The sequence below is a fragment of the Streptomyces tremellae genome (assembly GCF_039540215.1).
GTDB lineage: Bacteria > Actinomycetota > Actinomycetes > Streptomycetales > Streptomycetaceae > Streptomyces > Streptomyces tremellae.
The window spans coordinates 1-6,849 of record NZ_BAABEP010000119.1 but is presented as its reverse complement, the minus strand read 5'-3'; the positions used below and the strand labels follow the sequence as shown (position 1 = coordinate 6,849).

Below are 6,849 nucleotides of genomic sequence, written 5' to 3'. Positions count from 1 at the left end.
GGTCGTCCCGTGCGCGGGCCGCGGCGCGCGCGGGCCGGCGCGCCGCGCCGCGTATCGCCCGTTCCTCCTCGCGCTGCGCCTCGCGCGCCGCCCTGCGGGCCGCGCGCCGCTCCCTGCGCAGCCGGCGTGCCGTGCTGCTCGGCACGGACACCACGCCGTGCCGCTGGTTCCACACCTGGCGCGTCACCCACACGTCCAGCACCGCCCAGGTCGCGCCGACCGTCGACGCGATGGCGGCGACGACCATCGGGAACGCGAGCCACGAGTCGGCGAGCGTCGCCAGCAGCGCCACCATCGCCTCGACGAGCGTCACCGCCGCCACGAGCACCGCGCGCACCGCCGCGGTCCTGACCGGATCGGGCAGCCGGTAGCGGACGGCGGGCTCCTCCACCCACAGGCCGCGCGTCACCCCCGTGAGGCCGCCGACCGACGCGGCCCCACCCCGTTCGTCCCTCTTCATGGACCCTCACTCCCCATCGGAATCCACCCGCACACCGCGTGCCCGGCAACGGTCGGGTCACTCATGGCGCACGCCGCGGCGCGGTGCGCCACAGCCCTGCCCGGAAAGACGCCGGCCGTGCCGGGGGAATTCCCGCCATGCCGCCAAGAAGGCCGTGATCGTGCTCTGTTCACCCCGTACCCGTCCTGTGCGCGCGGCCCGCCGCCCGCCGCGCCCGGCCGGGGCGGGGGCCGAGACCACCGCGTGAAGGTTTTGCGTCCATGTTTGAACCGGCGAACGCCGTTGACCGGCAACTTCGTTGGAAAGAACACAGTGGGGACCCGGCAAACCCGGACAAGAGCCCGCCGAACAAACCTTCGCGGACAGCCCGCTGTGGGACATGCTTTCGAGTTGCTGGTGTGACAGTAGTAGGCTCACGCGGGTCGCTGACGGAGCTGGGGGAGGCCATGCGCTTTCGCGGGAAGTCCATCCGCAGGAAGATCGTGGCGCTGCTGCTCGTGCCGCTCATATCGGTCACGGCCCTGTCCGCGCTCTCCGGCGCGCTCACCGGCCGCGAGGCCCTCGATCTGCGTCATCTGAAGAACGCGGTGGCCCGGGTGGGCGACCCCGTCCAGCGCGCCGCAGCCGCGGTCCAGCAGGAGCGGTTCGACACGCTGATCCACCTCGCCGCGCCCCACGACGCCGACACGGCGCGGCAGTTGCGGGCCGACAGGAGCGCCACGGACCACGCGGTCTCCGCCGTACGCAAGGGCGACTCGCCCGCGCTGCGCCGCAGCCTCGACGGCACCGCGCGGGGGCACCTCGACGCGTTCCTCGCGGCGACCCGCAAGCTCCCCGGCGTCAAGTCGGATCGTAGCCATGTCGTTCTGTGAGCCAAGGAGTTGGGATCGCACGTTGTCTTCCTAAGACCGCTTGGCCTCCGACTTGTGTACGGCAAGGAGGACGTGGACGGCGACAACCAGGGCCGCGCCCTCGTCGGCATCTTCCAGGCGCAGGAGATGTTCTCCCGCGAGAACGCCCTCGTCACCTCAGCGCTCGTCGCGGGCGAGCTGAGCCCCGCCGAGCGCCGCAGCGTCTCCGGCCTCGTCGCCGACCGCCAACTGCTGTACGCCACCAGCCTCGCCGACCTGCCGGCCCAGGAGGCCGCGGTGCTGCGCGCGTACAACACGGGACCCGCCAACGACAAGCTCGCGATGCACGAGAACGAGATCGCGACCACCGGCGCCATGGTCAACGACCGCACCATGACGGCGCAGCAGTGGCGCGACCTCACCCAGTTCGTGGTGGACGGCATCCACAAGGAGAGCGCCAAGGCCGACGCCCTCTTCCAGCGGCACGTCGCCGACGGCCGCCGCGTCGTGTACCTGCGGTTCCTCGCCGCGACCGCACTCGGGCTGCTCGCGCTCATCGCCTCGGTCGTGGTGTCCGTGCGGGTCGGCCGCGCCCTCGTCCACGACCTGTCCGAACTGCGCAAGGAGGCCAACGAGTCGGCGGGCGTGCGCCTGCCGTCCGTGATGCGCCGCCTCGCCGCGGGCGAGCAGATCGACGTGGAGACCGAGGCACCGAAGCTCACCTACGAGGACCACGAGATAGGCCAGGTCGGCCAGGCGCTCAACACCCTCCAGCGCGCCGCGGTCGAGGCCGCCGTCAAACAGGCGGACCTGCGCCGCGGCGTGGCCGAGGTGTTCGTCAACCTCGCCCGCCGCAACCAGGTGCTCCTGCACCGGCAGCTCGGGCTCCTCGACGCGATGGAGCGCCGCACCGAGGACGCCACCGAACTCGCCGACCTGTTCCGCCTCGACCACCTCACCACGCGCATGCGCCGGCACGCGGAGGGTCTCGTCATCCTCTCCGGGGCCGTGCCGTCCCGGCAGTGGCGCAAGCCGGTCCGCCTGATGGACGTCGTGCGCGCCGCCGTCGCCGAGGTCGAGGACTACGAGCGGATCGAGGTGCGCAGGCTGCCCAGGATCGGCGTCGGCGGTCCCGCCGTCGCGGACCTCACCCACCTCCTCGCCGAACTCCTGGAGAACGCCACGGTGTTCTCGCCCCCGCAGACCGCCGTGCAGGTCAGCGGCGGCCGCACCGCGGGCGGCTTCACGCTGGAGATCCACGACCGCGGCCTCGGCATGGCGCCCGAGGCCCTGCTCGAAGCCAACCTCAGGCTCGCGGAGACCCCCGAGTTCGAACTGTCCGACACCGACAGGCTCGGCCTGTTCGTCGTCAGCCGCCTCGCCCAGCGGCAGAACGTACGGGTCTCCCTCGAACCGTCCCCGTACGGCGGCACCAGCGCGATCGTCCTGCTCCCCGCGGCGCTCCTCACCGAGGCGCCCGACGCGGAGACGGGGACCTTCGACCCGACGCCCGCGCAGGCGGTGCCCGTCGCGCGCCTGCGCACCGAAAGCGGCATCAGGCTCGCCCCCCGCGCCCCGGCGCGAGAGCCCGCACGCGGCGCCGGTCCCGCGGCCCGCCAAGGGGGCCCCGGCGACGGCGGCCCCCGTGGCGGCGCGTTCCGCGAGGGCTCCTTCCGCGAAGACCCCGCCAGGGACGGCGCGTTCCCCGGCTCCGCGCCCCGCGACGGCGCCGGGGCGCGTGCCAGGGCCGCCGGGCAGGACGGCGACGACCAGCACCAGCAGGCCGCACCTTCCGGTCCCCCGGCCGAGCGCGTCCCGCCCCAGCTGCCGCGGCGCAGGTCGCCCAAGCTCGTCGCCGACCGCGGCAGGCGGCTCGACGAACAGCCCGGCAGGGCACACCCCGAGCAGCCGCCGGCCGCGGGCCCCGGGCAGGGGCCGGGGGAGCGGCAGCAGGCCCGGCCGGCGGACGGCCCGGCCGGCGGACCACCTGGGGGCGGCCCCACCGGGGGGCTCCCGCGCCGCGTCCGGCAGGCCAACCTCGCGCCGCAGCTGAGGGATTCGGCCCAGCGCGCGGCGGCCTCGGGGACGGAGCGCAGGCAGGCGCCCCGGGATGCGGAACGCGACGCGGAGGCCGTACGCAGCAGGATGGCCTCGCTCCAGCGCGGCTGGCAGCAGGGCCGCCTCCAGAACGAAGCCGAGGAATCCGCCGGCAGGACCGGCCAGGGCCCCGGTGGCACACCAGGAACGACATCGGAGGGGAACGGTCGATGACCGCACCGTACACACCACGAGGCGCCGCCCACTCGGGAGGCGGCCGCGAACTCGACTGGCTCCTCGACGAACTGGTGGAGCGCGTCGCCAGCATCCGCAAGGCGCTCGTGCTCTCGGGCGACGGACTCGCCACCGGCGCCTCCAAGGACCTCAGCAGGGAGGACGGCGAGCACCTCGCCGCCGTCGCCTCCGGCTTCCACAGCCTCGCCAAGGGCGTGGGCCGCCACTTCGACGTCGGACAGGTCCGGCAGACCGTCGTGGAGCTGGACGAGGCGTTCCTCTTCGTCACGGCCGCCGGCGACGGCAGCTGCCTCGCCGTGCTCACCGACGCCGACTCCGACGTCGGCCAGGTCGCCTACGAGATGACGCTGATGGTCAAGCGGGTGGGCACCCACCTCGCCACCGCCCCCCGCACCGGCCTGCCCGCCGGGGGATGAGCACCTGCGCATGAAGGAAACTGGTCGGGACCCCCAGGCGTGGTTCGACGGCGAGGCCGGGCCCGTGGTGCGGCCTTACGCGATGACGCGCGGCCGCACCGAGACGGCCGGTCAGCACCGGCTCGACCTGATCGCGCTCGTCGTCCCCGAACCCGCAGCCGAGGGGCCAGGACTCGACCGGAACCTGTCGCCCGAGCACCTGGAGATCGTCGAGCGGTGCCTGGACGCACCGCAGTCGGTCGCGGAGCTCGCCTCAGGACTCGACCTGCCCATCGGGGTCATCCGGGTGCTCGTCGGCGACCTCGTCGAAGACGAACTGGTTTACGTATCCCGCCCCGTTCCGCCGGCCGAGCTGCCGGACGTGAACATTCTCCGTGAGGTGATCAATGGCCTTCGGGCGCTCTAGCTCGTCCGGCGGCGCCGTTCCGCCGGACCGGGGCGGGGTCGGCATCCCCGCAGCCGGCCGAGCCCCCCGTACGCAGCCCGTCACCCTGAAGATCCTGGTCGCCGGCGGCTTCGGGGCCGGCAAGACGACCCTCGTCGGCGCGGTCAGCGAGATCAGGCCCCTGCGCACCGAGGAGATGCTGACCGAGGCGGGCCGGCCGGTCGACGACGTGCAGGGCGTCGAGCGCAAGACGACCACCACGGTCGCCATGGACTTCGGGCGGATCACGCTCCGCGGTGACCTGGTGCTCTACCTCTTCGGCACGCCGGGGCAGGACCGCTTCTGGTTCCTGTGGGACGAGCTGGCGCAGGGGGCGCTCGGCGCGGTCGTCCTCGCCGACACCCGCCGCCTCGCCGACTCGTTCGCCGCCGTCGACTACTTCGAACGGCGGCGCATACCGTTCACCGTCGCCGTGAACCACTTCGACGGCGCCGACCGCTATCCGCCCGGGTCCGTACGGGACGCGCTCGACCTCGACCCTGGCGTCCCGCTGGTGATGTGCGACGCCCGGGACCGAGAATCGGTCAAGGAGGTCCTGGTGACGGTCGTGGAACACGCCATGACCCTGGCGACCGGGCCCAGCGAGCATGTCCCCACCTGACCGGCCCACGAAGACCGCGGAGCCGCGCTCGCACTGCGCGGACTGCGGCACCCGCTACCCCACCCCCACCGGCTGGCCCCGCACCTGCCCGGCCTGCGGCGCCACCGCCTATCGCAACCCGCTGCCCGTCGCGGTCGCCCTGCTGCCCGTCACGGACGAGCAGGGCACCGCGCTCGTCGCCGTCCGCCGCACCATCGAACCCCAGCGCGGCGGCCTCGCCCTGCCCGGTGGTTTCGTCGACGCCGACGAGACATGGCAGCGGGCCGTCGTCCGCGAACTCCGCGAGGAGACCGGCATCGAGGCCCCCGAGGAGGACGTACGCCTCGCCGACACCCTCAGCTCGGACGACGGCCACCTGCTCGTCTTCGGGCTCCTCCCGGCCCGCGGAGCCGGCCTGCTGCCCCCGTCAAGGCCCACCGCGGAGACCTCGGGCACCCACCTCCTGCACGGCCCCCGCGGCCTCGCCTTCCCCCTCCACACCACCGCCGTACGCAACTGGTTCGCCGGCCGCTACCCGCCGCGGACCTCCTGACCCGGCCGCCGGCCGGTCCGCGGAAGGCCCGAAACGGCCGACGGAGACCGGCAGCGCGGACCGCCTCACAGCCCCCGCACCCGCACCGGCCACTCCCGCGGCTGCGCGCCCGCCTCCGCCGTACGGGCCACCCGCACCTCGCCGCCCCGCAGCCGCACCGTGTAGCGCTCGGCCTCCGGCTCCCTCCAGCCGTCGCCCGGGTCCCGCACCACCAGGCCACCGCCCGTGCGGCCCGGCGCGGGCGCCCACACCTCAAGCTCCGTGCCGCCGCCCGGCGCCCGCACCGGCAGCACCGCGCCGGCCCGCGCAAGCACCGGCACCCGGGAGAGCGGCGCGGCGAGCCGCACCGGCCCGGGGCCCTCGTACGCCCGCCCGTCTGACGTGTCGTACCACCGGCCGCGCGGCAGCCGTACGACCCGCTGCCGCGCCCCCTGCTCCAGCACCGGCGCCACCAGCAGCGCGTCCCCCAGCAGGAACGCGTCCTCGCACTCACGCAGCGCCCGGTCCTGCGGATGCCCCCACCAGACCGGACGCACGTACGGCGCACCCGTCAGACCCGCGAGGCCCGCAAGCGTCACGAAGTACGGCAGCAGCCGCTCCCGCTCCCGCAGCGCGGCCCGGGCGTGCGCCAACACCTCGTCGCCGAACCCCCACGGCTCCCTGGGCGCACCGGCCGCCCCCGACGTACGGAACAGCGGCAGGTACGCGGCCAGTTGGAACCAGCGCAGATACAGCTCCGGCGGCACGGCCCCGCGGGACCCGCCCACGTCGGACCCCGCGTACGGCACCCCGCACAGCCCGAGCCCCAGAACCCGCGCGAGCGACGCCCGCAACCCCGCCCAACCCGCCGCCTCCCCACCCGACCAGGCGCCGCCGTACCGCTGCGTCCCCGCCCAGCCCGCGCGCGACACCACGAACGGCCGCTCGTCGGGCCGCAGCGCGCCGAGCCCCTCGAACGCGGCACGGGCCATCGCGAGCCCGTACACGTTGTGCGCCTCACGGTGGTCGCCGCCCGCCCCCTCCAGCGCGTGCCGCGCCGAACTCGGCAGCTCCCGGTCGCCGAACGGCGCGTACGACACCGGCTCGTCGCCGGTGTGCCACGACCCCGAGAACCCCTCCGCCGGCCGACCCCCGTGCAACTCCCCCCACCACCCGCGCACCGCCGGCGCAGTGAAGTCGGGATACACCACCCACCCGCCCCCCGCCCCGCCCCCCCTGCCTCCTCCCCCTCGCTGCCCCGCCCCTGCCGCAC

At 74.8% G+C, this 6,849-nt stretch carries 7 protein-coding genes; 5 read left to right on the top strand and 2 right to left on the bottom strand.

Translation table 11 applies throughout. The features are described from left to right. Positions 1-460 (bottom strand): hypothetical protein (locus ABEA77_RS33360; protein WP_345655846.1); only part of this gene is annotated, 460 nt, incomplete at its 3' end. A 926-nt stretch (positions 461-1,386) separates the two neighbouring features. On the opposite strand from ABEA77_RS33360, the gene ABEA77_RS33355 reads away from it, so the two are divergent. The 5 genes from ABEA77_RS33355 to ABEA77_RS33335 are packed head-to-tail and all read left to right on the top strand — an operon-like array spanning position 1,387 to position 5,597. Then, positions 1,387-3,582 (top strand): sensor histidine kinase, encoded by a 2,196-nt coding sequence (locus tag ABEA77_RS33355; protein WP_425588448.1) that lies wholly within the window; start codon positions 1,387-1,389, stop codon positions 3,580-3,582. After that, positions 3,579-4,019, top strand: coding sequence for a roadblock/LC7 domain-containing protein (locus ABEA77_RS33350; RefSeq protein ID WP_345655844.1), 441 nt, complete (start codon positions 3,579-3,581; stop codon positions 4,017-4,019). Before ABEA77_RS33355 ends, ABEA77_RS33350 begins: the two co-directional genes overlap by 4 nt. A gap of 10 nt (positions 4,020-4,029) precedes the next feature. Next, complete coding sequence (locus tag ABEA77_RS33345; RefSeq protein WP_345655842.1) at positions 4,030-4,425, top strand: DUF742 domain-containing protein; 396 nt, start codon at positions 4,030-4,032, stop codon at positions 4,423-4,425. Further along, a complete protein-coding gene (locus tag ABEA77_RS33340) occupies positions 4,406-5,065 on the top strand; it encodes a GTP-binding protein (RefSeq protein ID WP_345655840.1) in 660 nt (219 codons plus the stop codon). Before ABEA77_RS33345 ends, ABEA77_RS33340 begins: the two co-directional genes overlap by 20 nt. Continuing rightward, entirely contained in the window at positions 5,052-5,597 is a 546-nt protein-coding gene (locus ABEA77_RS33335) for an NUDIX domain-containing protein (protein ID WP_345655839.1), read from the top strand. The genes ABEA77_RS33340 and ABEA77_RS33335 overlap by 14 nt, the downstream gene beginning before the upstream one ends. Positions 5,598-5,662: 65 nt before the next feature. Here ABEA77_RS33335 and ABEA77_RS33330 read toward each other — a convergent pair. Then, positions 5,663-6,849 (bottom strand): glycoside hydrolase family 31 protein (locus tag ABEA77_RS33330; protein ID WP_345655837.1); only part of this gene is annotated, 1,187 nt, incomplete at its 5' end.

What these genes read in the sequence shown, in the direction of transcription:
- ABEA77_RS33350 (WP_345655844.1), top strand. Translation starts at nt 3,579, where the DNA reads ATGACCGCACCGTACACACCACGAGGCGCCGCCCACTCGGGAGGCGGC.
- ABEA77_RS33345 (WP_345655842.1), top strand. Translation starts at nt 4,030, where the DNA reads ATGAAGGAAACTGGTCGGGACCCCCAGGCGTGGTTCGACGGCGAGGCC.
- ABEA77_RS33340 (WP_345655840.1), top strand. Translation starts at nt 4,406, where the DNA reads ATGGCCTTCGGGCGCTCTAGCTCGTCCGGCGGCGCCGTTCCGCCGGAC.
- ABEA77_RS33335 (WP_345655839.1), top strand. Translation starts at nt 5,052, where the DNA reads ATGTCCCCACCTGACCGGCCCACGAAGACCGCGGAGCCGCGCTCGCAC.